The sequence below is a fragment of the Halomonas llamarensis genome, from assembly GCF_023555005.1.
Classification (GTDB): domain Bacteria; phylum Pseudomonadota; class Gammaproteobacteria; order Pseudomonadales; family Halomonadaceae; genus Vreelandella; species Vreelandella llamarensis.
On sequence record NZ_JAMJPJ010000139.1, the window covers coordinates 1 to 255 of the forward strand.

Genomic DNA, 255 nt, shown 5'->3' on the forward strand with positions numbered 1-255 from the left:
CCTCCTAGCTGTCTGAGCCTTCCCACATCGTTTCCCACTTAACCAGGATTTCGGGACCTTAGCTGACGGTCTGGGTTGTTTCCCTTTTCACAACGGACGTTAGCACCCGCTGTGTGTCTCCCACGCGCCACTCACCGGTATTCGGAGTTTGCCTCGGGTTGGTAAGTCGGGATGACCCCCTAGCCGAAACAGTGCTCTACCCCCGGCGGTGCTACGTGAGGCGCTACCTAAATAGCTTTCGAGGAGAACCAGCTA

At 56.9% G+C, this 255-nt stretch carries 1 rRNA gene; it reads right to left on the minus strand.

The annotated features are described in order from the left end of the window. Positions 1-255, minus strand: a 23S ribosomal RNA gene (locus tag M8006_RS18570); the annotation flags it as partial.